At 59.7% G+C, this 14,895-nt stretch carries 15 protein-coding genes; 7 read left to right on the forward strand and 8 right to left on the reverse strand.

The features are described from left to right. The 4 genes from tnpB (CI41S_RS44890) to tnpC (CI41S_RS00240) form a co-directional block, all read left to right on the forward strand. Positions 1-151: IS66 family insertion sequence element accessory protein TnpB (gene tnpB / locus CI41S_RS44890; protein WP_139856910.1), on the forward strand; the 151-nt coding region annotated here is incomplete at its 5' end. A 45-nt stretch (positions 152-196) separates the two neighbouring features. Beyond that, positions 197-1,846 carry an IS66 family transposase gene (gene tnpC, locus CI41S_RS00230; RefSeq protein WP_139856913.1) on the forward strand — a complete coding sequence of 550 codons (1,650 nt, stop codon included), beginning with the start codon at positions 197-199 and terminating at the stop codon, positions 1,844-1,846. Between the two features lie 2 nt (positions 1,847-1,848). Continuing rightward, entirely contained in the window at positions 1,849-2,091 is a 243-nt protein-coding gene (locus tag CI41S_RS00235; protein ID WP_139856915.1) for a hypothetical protein, read from the forward strand. A gap of 53 nt (positions 2,092-2,144) precedes the next feature. Continuing rightward, positions 2,145-3,679, forward strand: a protein-coding gene (tnpC, locus tag CI41S_RS00240; RefSeq protein WP_244626363.1) for an IS66 family transposase whose coding sequence is annotated in 2 segments (ribosomal slippage) — positions 2,145-3,090 and positions 3,090-3,679 — 1,536 coding nt in all. Because the reading frame shifts where the segments join, the coding sequence is not laid out codon by codon here. 172 nt (positions 3,680-3,851) lie between these two features. Here the strand turns inward: tnpC (CI41S_RS00240) and tnpC (CI41S_RS00245) are convergent. The 5 genes from tnpC (CI41S_RS00245) to CI41S_RS00265 all read right to left on the reverse strand — a co-directional run bounded on the left by tnpC (CI41S_RS00245) (position 3,852) and on the right by CI41S_RS00265 (position 9,565). Then, positions 3,852-5,441, reverse strand: coding sequence for an IS66 family transposase (gene tnpC / locus CI41S_RS00245; protein ID WP_139856917.1), 1,590 nt, complete (start codon positions 5,439-5,441; stop codon positions 3,852-3,854). Positions 5,442-5,510: 69 nt separating this feature from the next. Beyond that, complete coding sequence (gene tnpB, locus CI41S_RS00250; protein WP_139856919.1) at positions 5,511-5,864, reverse strand: IS66 family insertion sequence element accessory protein TnpB; 354 nt, start codon at positions 5,862-5,864, stop codon at positions 5,511-5,513. Further along, positions 5,861-6,283 carry an IS66-like element accessory protein TnpA gene (tnpA, locus tag CI41S_RS00255; protein WP_139856922.1) on the reverse strand — a complete coding sequence of 141 codons (423 nt, stop codon included), beginning with the start codon at positions 6,281-6,283 and terminating at the stop codon, positions 5,861-5,863. Before tnpA ends, tnpB (CI41S_RS00250) begins: the two co-directional genes overlap by 4 nt. Positions 6,284-6,846: 563 nt before the next feature. Continuing rightward, the gene (locus tag CI41S_RS00260; protein ID WP_139486164.1) at positions 6,847-7,035 is read right to left on the reverse strand and encodes a hypothetical protein; all 189 of its coding nucleotides are present in this window, start codon (positions 7,033-7,035) and stop codon (positions 6,847-6,849) included. 67 nt (positions 7,036-7,102) lie between these two features. Then, a complete protein-coding gene (locus tag CI41S_RS00265) occupies positions 7,103-9,565 on the reverse strand; it encodes a metallophosphoesterase family protein (protein ID WP_139856924.1) in 2,463 nt (820 codons plus the stop codon). Between the two features lie 993 nt (positions 9,566-10,558). Between CI41S_RS00265 and CI41S_RS00270 the strand changes: the two genes are divergently transcribed. Beyond that, positions 10,559-10,879, forward strand: coding sequence for a hypothetical protein (locus CI41S_RS00270; protein WP_139481089.1), 321 nt, complete (start codon positions 10,559-10,561; stop codon positions 10,877-10,879). A gap of 101 nt (positions 10,880-10,980) precedes the next feature. Here the strand turns inward: CI41S_RS00270 and CI41S_RS00275 are convergent, their stop codons facing one another. The 3 genes from CI41S_RS00275 to CI41S_RS45240 all read right to left on the reverse strand — a co-directional run bounded on the left by CI41S_RS00275 (position 10,981) and on the right by CI41S_RS45240 (position 13,486). Further along, on the reverse strand, positions 10,981-11,211 hold the full coding sequence (locus CI41S_RS00275; protein ID WP_139856926.1) for a hypothetical protein: 231 nt from the start codon (positions 11,209-11,211) through the stop codon (positions 10,981-10,983). An 18-nt stretch (positions 11,212-11,229) separates the two neighbouring features. Next, positions 11,230-12,060: a hypothetical protein gene (locus tag CI41S_RS00280; protein ID WP_139856928.1), complete on the reverse strand. Its 831-nt coding sequence runs from the start codon at positions 12,058-12,060 to the stop codon at positions 11,230-11,232. A 1,276-nt stretch (positions 12,061-13,336) separates the two neighbouring features. Further along, on the reverse strand, positions 13,337-13,486 hold the full coding sequence (locus tag CI41S_RS45240) for a helix-turn-helix domain-containing protein (protein ID WP_430642048.1): 150 nt from the start codon (positions 13,484-13,486) through the stop codon (positions 13,337-13,339). Positions 13,487-13,579: 93 nt separating this feature from the next. Here CI41S_RS45240 and CI41S_RS00290 point away from each other — a divergent pair, with 93 nt between their 5' ends. Both CI41S_RS00290 and CI41S_RS00295 read left to right on the forward strand, forming a co-directional pair. Beyond that, on the forward strand, positions 13,580-13,993 hold the full coding sequence (locus tag CI41S_RS00290; protein ID WP_139481091.1) for a hypothetical protein: 414 nt from the start codon (positions 13,580-13,582) through the stop codon (positions 13,991-13,993). Positions 13,994-14,127: 134 nt separating this feature from the next. Then, a protein-coding gene (locus tag CI41S_RS00295; RefSeq protein WP_139856931.1) for an IS5 family transposase occupies positions 14,128-14,891 on the forward strand; the annotation gives its coding sequence in 2 pieces (ribosomal slippage) (positions 14,128-14,463 and positions 14,466-14,891; 762 coding nt in all). The last annotated feature ends 4 nt before the right edge of the window (positions 14,892-14,895 follow it).

A 14,895-nucleotide genomic window follows, 5' to 3' on the forward strand; every position in this document is an offset into this window, starting at 1 on the left:
GTTTACGAAGAAACTCGAGAGAGGTCGTTTTGTCTGGCCGTCGCTGGCCGATGGCGTGGTGCCGATATCGCAGGCGCAGATGAGCTATCTGTTATCCGGCATCGACTGGCGCAATCCGCAGGAGTCCTGGCGTCCCACGAGCGTGGGTTGAGACTTTGTCATTTGAGTTTGGCAGCGAATGTGATTCCATCTGGCTATGGACTCCAGCGCCGACCTGCCGCCCGATCTTGCCGCTGCGCATGCAATGATCCTGGCCGAGCGCGCGGCCAGGCTCGCGGCGGAAACGAGGCTTGCTGAAGCGGCCAACGCCCAGGCGAGGCAATCGAGCGCCGAAGCGCTGATTGCCCATCTTAAGCTCGAGATCGAGAAGCTACGACGGACTATATATGGCACGCGCTCAGAGCGGTCGGCGCGGCTGCTCGACCAGCTGGAACTTGAGCTTGAAGAGCTCGAGGCGGGCGCTACTGAAGATGAACTGGCTGCCGAGAAGGCGGCCGGGAAGACGCAGACGGTGCGTTCGTTTGAGCGCAAGCGGCCTCTGCGCCAGCCCTTTCCCGATGACATCGAGCGAGAACGCGTGGTCCTGCCGGCCCCGACGCAATGTCCCTGCTGCGGATCGGCCCGGCTGTCGAAGCTCGGCGAAAGCGTGACCTCGACGCTGGAAGAGATCCCACGCCGGTTCAAGGTGATCGACACGGTGCGGGAGAAGTTTAGTTGCCGGGACTGCGAAGCGATCACGCAGCCGCCAGCGCCGTTCCATGCCACGCCGCGGGGCTATATCGGACCCCAGCTTCTGGCGACGATCCTGTTTGACAAATTTGGCCAGCATCAGCCGTTAAACAGACAGGTCCAGCGCTTCAAATGCGAGGGGATCGACCTATCGGTCTCGACGCTGGCGGACCAGGTGGGCGCCGGAGCCTTCGCGGTCAGGCCGATCTTTGAACTAATCGAAGCCTATGTGCTCTCCGCCAATAGGCTTCATGGCGACGACACCAAGATCCCGATCCTGGCGAAAGGGAAGACGGACACCGGCCGGATTTGGACCTATGTTCGCGACGATCGGCCATTCGGCGGGCGAGATCCACCGGCGGCGCTGTTCTACGCCTCACGTGATCGGCGCGGCGAGCATCCCGCGCGGCATCTTCAGAACTTCGCTGGGATACTGCAGGCCGATGCCTATAGCGGGTTTAACGCTCTCTTCGATCCCGGACGCAAGGCGTTGCCGGCCACGGCCGCCTTCTGCTGGGCACACGGCCGCAGAGCATTCTTCGAACTGGCCGATATCGCCCAGAACGCGCGCCGCGGACGGTCGGCGACGGCGATCTCGCCCGTTGCGCTGGAAGCGGTTCGTCGGATTGACCAGCTGTTCGAGATCGAGCGCGACATCTATGGGCTGAGCGCCGAGGAGCGGCTGCAGATCCGCCGGGAAAGAAGCGCGCCACTGCTGACCGACCTTGAGGCTTGGCTCCGGGCGGAATCTGCCCGGCTGTCGCGTTCGTCCAACGTGATCAAGCCGATCAACTATCTGCTCAACCGTTGGGAGGGCTTTGCCCGCCTTGTCCACGACGGAAGGATCTGCATGACGAACAATGCAGCAGAGCGGGCGTTGCGCGGCTTTGCCCTGGGAAGAAAGGCATGGTTGTTCGCCGGTTCTGATCGCGGCGCGGAGCGAGCTGCCGTGATGGCCACGCTTATCATGACGGCGCGTCTCAACGACATCGACCCGAAAGCCTGGCTTGCCGACGTCTTCGCGCGCATCGCCGATATGCCGCAGAACCGCCTGCACGAGTTGTTGCCCTGGAACTGGACGCCTCCTGCGCTGACACCCTCCACTCAGGCCGCGTAGCCATGCACGTCAACAAGGTTTATGCCGTCTTCACCATCAGTCGCGTCGCCAAGGACCTTGGAGAAGACGAGGACTGGCTCTCGGACGTGGCCAACGGAATGGACACAGAGGATGGCGTCATCTGGGTTTACGGCATAGGTGACGACCAGGTCATGGCGTTCACCGACTTCGGCATCGAGAACCTGACCGAGCTCATCAGGATGCACAGGGAAGACCCGGAACTCCTCAACCGCTTGAACCGGTGAGCCCCTGTTCGCGGCCTAGCTCGGATGGATACGACCTTGCCGCTGCGCACGCAATGATCCTTGCGCAGCGCGAACAACTGGCGCTGGCGAAGAGCGAAGTGACCGTCGGTCGACTGGAAATCGAGCGGCTGAAGCTGATGCTGGCCAAGGCACGGCGTGAACAGTTCGGGCAATCCTCCGAACGCGGCAAGCTGCTGGTCGAACAGCTCGAGCTTGCCATCGAGGATCTCGAAGAGACGCAGGCCGAACAGGAAACCAAGGCCGAACTCGCCGCGCCAGGGGCCGCCAAGGAGAAGCGCGCGCAAAATCCACGGCCGCCGCGACGTCCGTTGCCGGACAATCTGCCGGTCGAGCGCGTCGTCGAACCCGCGCCTTGCGCATGTGGTAAGTGCGGCAGCGAGCGGCTGCATAAGCTCGGCGAGGTGGTCTCGAAGACCCTGGAATGCGAGCCGCGGCGCTGGAAGATTATCGAGCATGTCCGCGAAAAGTTCTCCTGCCGAGATTGCGAGGCGATCACAGAGGCGCCGGCACCCTCCCATCCGATCCCGCGAGGCTTTGCCGGGCCGAACCTGCTGGCGATGGTGCTGGTCAACAAGTTCCTGCTGCATCAGCCGTTGAACCGGCAGAGCAAGACCTATGCCCGCGAGGGGATCGAGATCGACGTCTCGACCTTGGCGGATCGGATTGGCGCCTGCGTGGTAGCACTCGCTCCCATTATTGAGGCCATCCGGATCCACGTCATGAGCGCGGAACGCATCCACGCCGACGATACGACGGTGCCGGTGCTGGCCAAGCTTAAGACGGTTACCGGCCGGATCTGGACTTATGTTCGCGATGACCGGCCGTTTGGCGGCACGGATCCGCCGGCGGCCCTGTTCTACTACTCACGCAACCGGGCTGGAGAACATCCGCAAAGCCATCTTGCCGGCTATGTGGGCCTCATGCAGGCCGATGCCTTCGATGGATATAACCAGCTCTACAAGGCCCAAAGGAAGCCGGTCCGATCCTGGAAGCGGCGTGTTGGAGCCACGGCCGCAGAAAGTTCTTCGACCTGGCGAAGTCTGGAGAGGCGCCGATTGCCAGCGAGGCCGTGCGACGCATCGATACCTTGTTCGAGATCGAGCGCACCATCAACGGCAAAACGCCGGAACAGCGGCTTGCGACACGTCGTGATCAGTCGAGGCCGATCGTCGCCGATCCCGAAATCTGGATGCGCCAGCAGCGAACCTTGCTCTCATCAGGCAACGATACTGCGAAGGCGATCAACTACCTGCTCAACCGCTGGGCGGCGTTCACCCGCTTCCTGGACGATGGCCGCATCTGCCTCTCTAACAACGCTGCCGAACGAGCGCTACGCGGTGTGGCTGTCGGAAGACGAAATTGGACCTTCGCCGGTTCAGATGCTGGTGGCAATCGTGCCGCCGCTGTCTATACCCTGATCGAAACCTGCAAGATGAACGACGTTGATCCGCAAGCCTGGCTCGCTGACGTGCTGGCCAGGCTTCCTGATCACCCCGTCAACAAAGTCGCCGACCTGCTCCCGTGGAATTGGAAGGCGACCCAACAGTCCAAAGCGGCTGCTGCCTGAACGCCGCGGCAGACCGGCGCGACTGCCCGGGGTGCTGGCCGGATGCGTACATCGGAGTTGCGGCGGCCGCCGCTACATCGGTCTGGCTTGCGACGGCGGCCAGATTAGCGTCCGACGACCACTCAACATACCGGACGACCGCAAAGACAAGCGTAAGCGCTCAGCCGGGGCCCTATTGAGGCTGACTTGACGGCTTGCGGAAGCGCCACGGCATGAGGTCGCCGATTCTGCTATGGGGATGGCCGTCGATGATCGCCTCGAGTGTTTCGGCGACGTAGGCAACCGGGTTGACGTCGTTGAGCTTGCAGGTGGCGACGATCGACGCGAGTAAGGCCCAGTTTTCTGCCCCGATTTCATGACCGGCGAAGAGAGCGTTTTTCCTGGTCAAGCAGACTGGCCGGATGGCGTTCTCGACCGGGTTGGTGTCGAGCTCGAGACGCCCGTCTTCGAGGAAGCGGGTCAGCCCCTGCCAATGATTGAGCGCATAGCGGATGTCCTCGGCGAGCGTCGAACCGCTGGAGATCATCGACAGCTGTTTCTCGAACCACGACCTTAGCGCGGCTACCATGGGCAGCGAGTGCGTCTTGCGCGCGGCCAACCGCATGTCCGGCGATGAGCCGCGCACCATGGCTTCGATGGCGTAAAGCTGTGCGATGTGCCGAACGGCGGCCTCGGCGATCGGCGACTTGCTGTTGCGCAGCAATTTGACGAAGCGCCGGCGCAAATGGCTCCAGCAATGCACGAGCGTCCATGGCCCTTGTGGTCGAGCAACTTCGGTCAGCCGGTCATACCCGTCATAGGCGTCGCATTGCAGGTAGCGTCCGCCAAAACCATCGAGGAACTGCTCAGCGAAGGCGCCGCTGCGACCGGGGGCATATCGGAACAGCACGACCGGCGGACTTGGACCGCTGTGGCCGCGGTCGTCTGAGGCGATCGCCCAGAAGTAGCCTTTCTTCGTTTGGCCGCGCCCCGGATCGAGTACCGGCGCCTTGGTTTCATCCATGAACAGCCGATCCGCCATGGCCAGGTGGTGGCGCATGTGGTCCGCGATGGGCTGAAGATGGAAGCAGGCGCGGCCAGACCAGTTGCCCAGTGTCGCCCGATCAAGCCGGGTCCCCTGGCGCGCATAGATCTCGGCCTGACGGTAAAATGGCGTATGGTCGCCAAACTTGGAGACGATCACGTGCGCGATGGCCGCTTCGGTCGGCAGCCCGCCGGGCACGACGTGCTCCGGTGCGTGCGCCTGCACGACGGGACCCGAGCAGCGGCGACAGATGTATTTCGGGCGGCGTGTGACCAGCACACGCCATTGCGCTGGGATCACGTCGAGGCGCTGGCTGACGTCCTCGCCGATCTTCGTCATGGCGCCGCAACCGCACGGGCAGAGCGTGCTCGCAGGCTCGATAATCCGTTCCACCCGCGGCAAATGGGCAGGCAAGCAGCCGCGATTGCGATGAGAACCATGATCTGGCGCGTTCCGTGATCGACCCTGGATCACCGCCTCGGCTCTCTCCTGCGCGGCATCCAGGATGCCTTGCGCGATCTCCACGTCTTCGAGCGGTAAATGATACTGATCTGGTCGCAGCTTCTCGGATTTCGCGCCGAACCTGTCGCGTCGCAATTCGCCGAGAATGATCTCCAGCCGGCGCCGGGCTTCTTCCGACGCCGCCAGTGCCCCCTGATGCTCGCTCAAGGCCGCCTGCGTCTGCGCCAAAAGCGCCTTAAGGCGTTCGTTTTCGTCGCGCAGCGCCGCGATGCTCATGCGCTATTTCGAGCACATCGCCGCCGCTCGTGCCACGTTCAAAATAGCTGCCGAGTCATTCTGCCGCAGTTATCCCGCCGCTTGCGGGCGCCGTGCTTCCTCCGGGCGGACCAATCTCCAATCCAGCCCCTCGAACAAGGCCGCGAACATCGCCGGCGACATCCGCATCACGCCGTTCGCGATCGTTGGCCAAACAAACTTGCAACCTTCGAGGCGCTTGTGCACCAACACCAGGCCCGTTCGATCCCAGACCAAAATCTTGATCCGATCCGCTCGTTTCGAGCGGAACACGAAGGCTGCTCCGCTGAACGGGTCGAGATGAAGCATCTCCTGCACCTTCGCCGCAAGCCCGTCGTGGCCACAGCGGAAGTCGATCGGCCGCGTGGCCACGTAAATCTTCAGATCAGCACCGGCCGCGATCATCGTGACGCTCGCACCGCACGGATCACCCGGGATAGCTGCTCGGCATCAATGGCCGTATCCGTCCGCAGCACGACATCACCGATCGCAATCTCAGGCTTGATCGCCGGAGCCTGATGCTCCTCCAACCCACCTTCCACGACCAGCGGCGCGAATGTCGGCGGGGATGCCTCGCACGGCGGCAACATACCTCGTTGTCGAAGCCGCCGTCGCCAATCGTAGACCTGCCAGCGCGTCGCTCCGTGCTTGCGCGCCACCTCGGATACCTGGGCGCCGGGTAACAGACTCTCGGCGGCGATCCGAGCTCTCTCAGCTTCCGACCGCACACGACGTCCTGACGGCCCTTCAAGGATCTCCAGCCGGCTCACCGACCCCGCCGATGAGCCGCCCAAATGGACGTCCTTTTTGCTGTCCAATCCCATCCCAAACCTCCGTACAAGCCGGAGGCTTCTTCGCATAGCTACCCAGATCCCGAAGCAAGGGTTCCGGCTAAGCGCTTACGGTGAGGCCGGTCGCGTACTGCTTTTTCCTGGGTATTTTGAAGCCGAGATCGCTCCGCCCCAACTCTCGGCAGGCCTCTAGCGGGCACATAGGGGCTGCAGGCCTCGCTGCGGTTTGTGGCAGATTACGGCCAGACGTTCACGCTCGCCGACCGTTCTGGCACCCCGAAAGGTCAACTGAGGGTGCAATTCAGCTATTTGTCAGACTCGCATTTGAGCGACGAGTTGCGAGCAGAGGCCGATACGCTGGGCAATTGGCCGAAAAGCGTGGCGTAGCTAGAGAGAGAGTTGCCGCCGCGACGCAACCCAACATTGTTTCCTTTCCAAATGATGAAGTTTTGACGCTTTCGGGTGTGACATCGCCGCCGCGGAGCCGGTGGCCAACTACCAAGCTAAGGCCCCTCGCTCCGCGCGAGCCCTCAGCTGAAAACGACAGCGACGTGGTCTTCGGCTCACCATTCAGACGCTGCGGTAAAAGCCCCAGACTATTTTCCCTGGGAAGAATCGCTTTTATTGACCGCGCTGGTCTGCTCGACGTAACCGCGAAAGATGTCGATCGCCTCACTGCTAACGTTGCTACGCTCAAGCTGAGCGCGGGTTAAGGTTTGAACCGCATCTGCCGGACTCGTTGGCTCGATTGCAAACCCGCCATGGCCGAGATCAACCACCTTCATAGGCAAGAGCCTCCTCTCAGAACGGAATCGAACATAGGACCGGGACGGAGCAACGGCAACCTGCAACTCACGGTAAATCAGGCTGCCCTAGCGCGGTTATCATTTTATGAACATGTGATTGGGCCAATCCCCGCAAAATCTTGAGCTTTTCTTCATCCTGCGGCGTCAAGCTCCGGTTGAGCAACGTCGAAATTTTGGATGCAGGGGACGACGAGCCGAATGAGATGACCCCGATAGCTCCCGAAGGCGATGGCTGGCGGTCGTCTTGCACTCCATGATGGTAAATTGGTACCGCCAAAATGGTGCGGAGCTCGACCGGCAAGGTCGGATCGGGTATGGGCTTAATGAAGATTGCCTCGTTGTCCTGTTCGGCCCAAGGCACGATGCTTCGGCGTTGAAATGCCGCGCCTGCTATCCCGTCGCCCAGGGGCACTTGAAATTTTCGCCAATCGTCATGGAGTGGATGGGAGCTGCGCCGGGCCACCGGCCGCAGTACGACTAAACGCGAGTCGTAGACGAACAATTCGACCGTTCTATATTCCCCGGTTCCAAGCCAGCCGAGCCGCTTCTCAAACTCGTCGGCCAGCAAACCAAATACGCGCTGGGCCTCATTGTCTGCGTCGGTCGCAACTTCTCGGTCTACCATATTTAGGAGAAGCTCCCGCCACTGCAAAGTCTCGCCGGGGATCGGCTGGTCAGGGGGAAGACCCGGCGTCTGCCAGCGTAACCGGTATCGGTAGCCCACAACGGGCCGGTGAATGACGAGGTGCCACATTTTGTCAGCGGGATCATAGTAAGGCGAGCGCCCCTCGCCGTCCTCCATTTCGGTATCGATGTCGAAAACTGGGTTGTCGGGAAGTTCGGCATCACCCCATTCGTTAATCTTGAAATTTGGGAAGCCGCTCAGGCGATCGCAGCGCAAATAGGGCCGCACTTCCGAGAGGCTGGCTGGCAAGCTAAGTTTAAAGTGCAACTCGTTGACAGGATGACTGACGAAACATCCAACACCTTCCTGGTCCCAATCTCCGCGCCGCTGCACACCTCCCCGTTCCTCGGCACGGGCTCGCTCGTCGGCTTCCCAGCTGGTCATGACGATGGAGTTCGAACTTGTATGGCTGACCGTATAGTTTGCCCCTCGGTCACTCTCCAGCTTTGCCGGGAGAATCACCATCCGTCGGCGGCCCGAACCGCCGGGCTCCACCGGATCTATTGAATAGCCTGCGGCGCGCGAAGCTGCGTCCAGTTGCAGACCACGCGCCAGCTGCCCAAAAGCAGGTATGCGGATGGAATGGGGACGTTTCCGGTACTCACCATTTTGACGGAGCGCTCGTAGTCCGACCGTGTGGTGATGGAGGGTGAAATCGCCAAGCTCGCTAATCTCAAAATGATAGATCCGTTCATGGCAATAGATCGGATATCGCTGGCAGGCTCGCATGAATGCACGCCGCTTAGTGCTGTCGAGACCCTCAGTATATGCCTTTACAGCCTCTCCCTTGCGTCCACCCCGGTTGGGCGCGCTGCCGGCCCCATAGTACAAGGCCTCAACGACGATCCGGCCGTTATCCTGGATCGTAATAAGGTTGAAGCTATTTCCGGTCGGGTTGTTCGGCGTCAGCAGCGCAGCGCTACCCGCGGCTGCAATCGCGATTGGATAACCTTCTGGCGAGTCGGGCAAGAGGTCGATCCGGGCGAACTGCGCACGGTGTTTGTGGCCGTGCAGGACGAGATCGAATTGATGCTTGGCAAGCAGGCCGAGAACGTCACCCGCATTGTGCAACACCATAAACGGCTCAGCACCGATGATACCTCCTGCCGTGTATGCGATCGGCAGGACGTGGTGATGGATGACTGCAATACGGGCGAAATGTGCGAGGCTGTCCGCTTCGAGCCTCGCGTTAAGCGACGTCAACTCGGCATCAAGAGCAACCAAGTGATCCCGGCTGACGGACCCTGTCGCGATCCGAATTGGCTGATCGGCGGCATTCGAATCGATCAGAGCCAAGAGCACGCCGGCTTTGTTCGGCTCGCGCAGCATCGAGGCGTAAGCTCCGTCCGGAGCTGGAGGCGGTGCTAGTGGCGACGGATTAGCATGAGGGCCAAGTCCGAGGAGGACCGAGATCCGATCCTTGATGACTTGCCACCGTCCGCCCTGGCGTGTGAATCCGACGTTCTGGGCAGCAGTCCCGGCGGCGGCCTGGCCTCCCCCAATGGCACCTACAGGTAATTCAACCCCGCCGAACGTCTCATAGTACCAGCCCGACCGGGTCCCCTCCAAGTCTACCCCAGAAAAGAAAACGTCGTGATTACCGGGAACGACATAGAGCTCCGCCTTCGCCCGAGCTGCGAGGTCCTCAAGCTCTTTCTTCGCTGCTAACAGGTGATCCCTTCTCGGATCGTCGACCAAATCGCCAGACACGATGATGAGGTCGGGGTCAAACGATTCGACTGCCTTCTCCACCGCTCGCCACGTCGCCAAATCGAACGCTCCGCCGTAGTGAAGGTCGGACAGATGGGCAATTCGCGTTGGCATGGTGAGCCTTATAGGGCTAGGTTTTGAAAAAAGGTTGCCGGCAAGAACCTATTCGAAATCAGAAATTGATCGTTGATAGTCGCTCTCCGCGAAACATCTTACGCGCGGCGCTACCACAACCTCAAGCCGTATTTTGATCGGACACTAAGCTCACAAGGTTCGCGGGCCACAAGGCCGGCCCAGAGCAAAGCCACCGGGATTGCAAACGAAAGGCGACGATCACCAGCGCTGCGCCGAGTGTTCGACTGCTCCGAATTTCGGGAGGCTGGACGGACACCGTGACTTTGAGATTGTCGACGCTTCCGTATGGCACTACCATACTCTTCGCGCGCGAGAAGCATTTCATCCCCCCTCCAGGCTCTTCCAAACACGAACCGACATGGAGGGACGCTTGGCCGCCCTAGCAGGTTGTGATGGAAATACAGCATACTCAATCGAGCGGGGGCTCTGGATATGCGTCGAGGTGGGATTGCGTGCGTGCTGCTGCTTCCAACCGTGGGAGCGCGAGTGGGGGCTGACGCTGCCGGTCTGTGCCATGGGAACAGGTGCGAAATGGCCTCCGGTGGCGGCTTCTTCGTTCCCGCTGGCTGGCGCAACCCGAAAAGATTCGGCAGCTTTAGCGAGAATAATCCGCTCGCTGATTCGGCGCACGTCGCGGGTTCACATTCTCACATTAGTTTGACAAGTTTTTCCACCTAAGGCGCGCGCCTCCTGGATCACGTCATTATCGAGTAAAAGGCTGCCCTCGTGGGCTGGCATGAACTTGGTCGGGGCGTCTCGGAAGCGGACACTCTCGCGCTCTGAGCTACGTCAGCGACGGGTCAAAAGTTGACGCTGTCCGACCTAGAGACGGCGGTCTCCAGTCGCTCGATACGCAGACATATCGCTTAGCGTCTCCAGTCCCTTTGTCGCGATCGCGCTCAGGCGCACCAGCGGGATGCGCCTCGCGCCTTATGGCAGCAAAGAACCACCCAAGCTGGATGCTCGCCCAGTGTGAAGCCCATTGTGACGGCTTATCGCTGGCCTCGTCGCATCACGAACCTGGCAAGCACGGCGACCACGACGACGACTGTGGCGAATGTCCGTGCCGTCGTCTACGGGATTTGGAAAAGCCTGACCGCGATTGCAGCCGCGACGATGATGGTGAAGATCCCGACTTCTCCCAGCGATTGGGTACGAACAAACATTTGGGATGACGCAGGCCGCGCAGAGGATATGACAAAGCGGCTGTTCAACGTGGAGTCGGCACCGCGTGAACTAAATGTGGTCGACTGCCTGTCACAGAAGCTGACGTGGGGCACAAAAGTGCGATAAGCGCTAAGTCGCGTTCTTGGCGGGCCCGATGCAATAGGGCCGCCGTCATTATGGCGCGCTTCGCGGATGCAAGCGACCGCAGCGCCCGTACGCTGGCAGATCTAGCCGTCGTCCCAGCTTCCACCCTTGGGGACGATTTTCCATACGTCCTTTCCGTCTATCACTCGGCGGAGTATGTCGTGAACGCCATCGCTAGCCGGGAATCTGTCTTCCCCGGTCTTGGCCGCCTTCTTGAAAGACACTGGAGTAATTTCGGCATCCGGCGCCTCATTGCTTGCAGGAACTACTACTGCCTTCTTGGCTTTCTTCGCTTTTTTTGCTTTTTTTGCCATTGGCGTTGCCCTCCTTTACTAGCGTCCGGCAGACGGCCTGATGCTGTTTGCAACTGATAGTCCAATGTCCCCTGACGCCTGCGCGTTCGACGCCTGTCCAGTGAGGCCAGTTGTGTTGCCCGGCCCCATTGTAATTTGCAGGTCGTGCGTCCGATCCCTCAATGCAGATGCAAGCGTAGTGCCGGCGGGGTTCACTGATACCCGAGTAAATGTCCACGCTGGCGTTACGTTTCCAGAATTGGCAATCTCGAAGCTAACTTCGTAATAGAGCACGTTCGTGGCGAGAGCACCGCCCGGATTTGTTGGCAGTTGAATTTCATGCGTGCCGACAGGTAGCATCACATTGAAAAGGTAGTCGCGAAATTTTAGGTTTTTCTGAATTAGCGGTGACGACACAGGCCCTGGCGGTTGAATACCTGTCTCACATCGATAGTGCTTGAGATCCTTGATAAGATAATAGAAGTAAATTTTGTCGGTCCTTATCGCGTCAGCGCTAGCCGACAGTCCGCCACTCAGGGAAAACAAAGCCGTAGCCGGCGATGGAGGAGACCAGACCACCGCCGGACCCAACGAACCCTTTTCTTCTGTCTTCAAAGATAAAGTTAGTTGCATCCCCCATGTTTCAAGGGCGTTAGTCATTGGACGCATCGACGGGTAATGTTTTGCTTGCTCATATAGATCAGATATTGCATTCCCAACTTCGCAGTGAATGCTCTTAATTACCGTGGCCACCAACAGCTGCTGGTCGGTCGTGGTGCCCGGAAAATCTTGCGTGTCGGGAACGTACGTTCCGCATCCTGATAAAAACAGTACACCAATGCAGGCAGCGCTTCGCTGCATCGCGGACATGACACGCCCCTCGCTGAAAAGACTATCAATGAATGTTTTTTGCTAAATGACCCCGCGCCTAATGACAGCGTAACAACTACTGGTTTGCAATACCTAAAATTGTGCAGCTACGAAAGATCGCCTCGGATGTTGCCGAGACGCAACTATACAACGGCCGGCTCAACCTGGCCGATCTGCCGGACTGGGATTGGTACGACGTCTCGGCACACCTTAAATGCACTGCTTGTGGAAAGGTCGGCTGGGTCGACACCCGGCTCGACTGGGGCCAGGTCATTAATTTGGCCAAGGGCGTCAGTTGACGGGCGGCGGCCCTCGATGCTTTCGCGTGGACGGGTGTTTGCACCGTAGAACCCCGGACTGAGCTCGAGCTTGGGCTGCGCTACAGTTAAGCATGTTCCTTGAGGGATAGCCGAGGCAATCCTAAAAGTGTCTCCCGCAGCGATTAACAATCAAATCTTGTCGGGAGCCGTGCAAGGGACAACTATTGTAGGTCAGCGTTTGGAGGTGAAGGACACGCGACTTCGAGCAAAGCCAGGATCCGATGTTGCTGCGGTTTCAGCGGTGGGCACTTGGCTGCCGGACAATGCAGCGGGTACTACAACTCTTCAGATTGATAGACAAGTTGCTGAGGACTTGATTGACCAGCTACAAGCATTTCTGGAAGCTGTTCAGAGTCTTTCGCGTCCATCTTAAATTTCGCATCACGTATCACTTCACTGACGCGGCGACTATTTTCCGACCGATCGCGACCCGCGCATCTTCAATCGAAGACTACCCGATGGCCCGCACTTCATTGCTTCCAGGCCGCCGCGCTCTTTCGCCTCCCACGCACGTTTCATCGCGCCACGGCGCTCAGCGGCGCCATCGGCCGAGCTTTGGGTTAGGCCTGAATTTTTGATCTTTCCGACCGCGGCGCCACCGGGAAGGTTGTTCGGATCAGCGAGGTTTCCAGTGTTGCGCGCCTTCCTCCAGTTCTCGCTCCCGTGCACCAATACCTCGGGTGCTTTGCCGAAGAGATCCGCGCGTCCTTGAGGCTCGCCGCCGCCCCCCCCCTTGTCGGCAAACGCGCGCCGCCCTGTCTTGAATGCAGTATCTGCCGTCACGTCGGTAAACAGCCCTCGCTGCGCTTGAGAGCGGCCTGCCGATATGAAGGTGTGAGCTCACGTTGGACATACCAGCGCTGCGATGCACGCGGCAAATTATCTCCCCCTCCTACCCGTTTCGAAGAATTCGCGCATTGCCACCCCGAGCGCTTTCGAAAGGTGCCATACCGTCACTACCGTTGGATTTCGATCCCCTTTTCGAGCCCACTGAAATAGGCCCTATCGACACCCATTCTCTCTGCCAGTTTGGCCTGCGAGATGCCCGAGGCTAGCCTAAGCCTCCGAACGTTCTCACCCAACATGCGCCGCACGTCTTCTGACATGCGGATACTGCGCCATATTGTTGTACTTTATTGCGACGTACTATAATGCAACGAGCGCGACACGGGATCGCCTATCATTGAGATGATCAGCCAATGTCCCATCTTGAACCCTTCGCCGAGAAGCTTTACGCCGCCGATAATGCTATCTCTCCCGTCAATTATCGGGTCGGCTATCGCCTTTCGGCTACTCAGGCCGTTCTAGCGCAAATCGAAATTCCGGCCCCCATAGTCGAGCACGCGGTACTGGGCAAATTATTAGTCGTACCGAGAATTACCCCCGATGGAACGGTCACCGCCGACATATCAATGCAGAATGATCTAACGATGGATCCACAGATGAAGGTGGCCATGATGCCGATTGATCAATTGGTGCTCAGAGGGACTGAGTCAGAGAGCCTTCGCCTCGAAGAGGCCCGGGCTTCTGAACTGCAAGAGCTCCTCGGCCTCCTCGAACGGTCAGTATCGGCGGTACGGACAGCCATGGCCACACTTGCTGGAAAGCCCTAAATTGCAAGCGGGATTCTCGTGGCGAATTGCCTGACCGCGCCAAATTGTCTGTGAGATTGGGCTAGGTGGTGTGGACTCTAGGGATTCCCTTTTAGGGGCAAATCAGATTCAAGATTGCTTTTGGGGAGGCAGTCTTGGGTGTGATGGATCGGCTGGTGTTGAGCGACGCGGCGTGGGAGCGGATGGCGCCGCTGATCATAGGCCGGCCTGACCAGAAGGGCTCGACCGGCCGCGACAATCGGATGTTCGTGGAGGGTGTGCTTTGGATCGTGCGTACGGGCGCTCCCTGGCGTGATCTTCCGGAGACGTTCGGAGACTGGAACAGCGTGTTCCGGCGCTTCAGTCGATGGAGCGCCAAAGGCGTCTGGTGCCGCATCTTCGAGGCGATGTCCGATGACCCCGACTTCGAATATTTGATCGTCGATTCCACCATCGTCCGAGCCCATCAGCATGCTGCCGGGGCCAAAAAAGGGGGTCTGAAGATCAGGCAATTGGCCGTTCGCGCGGCGGCCTGAGCACCAAGATACATATGGCCGTTCGCGGCTTGGGATGTCCCGTACGGTTCACGATCACCGCGGGTCAGAAGGGCGATGCACCGCAAGCTGCCGAATTGATCGAGGGGTTGCCTGCCGAGGTGGTCATGGGCGACACGGCCTATGACGCCGATCACTTGCGCCAAGCCATCGCAGCCAAAGGGGCGCTCGCCGTCATCCCCAACAACCCGTCACGAGCGCTCAAGCATCCGCTCGACAAGTATCTCTATGCCCAGCGCCACCTCGTCGAATGCTGCTTCTCAAAGCTCAAGCAATTCCGCCGCGTCGCAACCCGCTTCGAAAAGACCGCTCGAAATTATCGGGCGGTCGTCACCCTCGCAGCCATCATTCTCTGGCTGCGGTAAGTGT

The sequence above is a fragment of the Bradyrhizobium ivorense genome (genome assembly GCF_900696085.1).
Lineage (GTDB): Bacteria > Pseudomonadota > Alphaproteobacteria > Rhizobiales > Xanthobacteraceae > Bradyrhizobium > Bradyrhizobium ivorense.